Raw genomic sequence first — 525 nt, forward strand, 5'->3', positions numbered from 1 at the left:
AAGCCGGAACGCCCAGATGGCGAGCCGGCTTAACGAGGCGGAGGCGGAGGTCCGGGTGGCTCGAGGCGAGGTCACTCGATCCAAGGAGGAGGCCGCCGCCGTTCTCGAAGCGTCGAGGAAGGAGGCCGCGGACGCCCGAAGCGAGGCCACCTCTGCCCGGGCTGAAGCCGAGGCGGCGAAGCAGGAGGCCGCTGACGCCCGTGGCGAGGCCGCCGCCGCCCGAACCACAGCGGAGGCGGCGAGGAAAGAGGCCGAAGACGCCATGAGTGGTGCCGCCACCGCCCGAGCTGCCGAGGGGGCGGCGCGGCATGAGGTGATCCGCAAGGATCTGGCCCTGGTGGAGACGGGCCGGCTGATCGAGGACCATAGGACCTAGGAGCTCCTCACGCTGGCCCAGAAGCGCAGGCTGGAGCAGCGTGCTGAGGGCCTGACCAGCGACCTCGCCGCACTGGGGCAACACTGCGACGGTGAGGCTTACACCTTGCTCTTGTTTGGGTCTCGAAGTTTTTTGTTACGCCGCAGTCT

Annotated in this window: 1 pseudogene; it reads left to right on the forward strand. The window is 69.0% G+C overall.

Annotated features, from left to right (window positions below):
* Positions 1-376: pseudogene (locus ACXVWP_RS11135) on the forward strand (hypothetical protein); the annotation flags it as partial.
* Between the last annotated feature and the right edge of the window lie 149 nt (positions 377-525).

This window comes from Haemophilus sp. SZY H56, assembly GCF_054332415.1.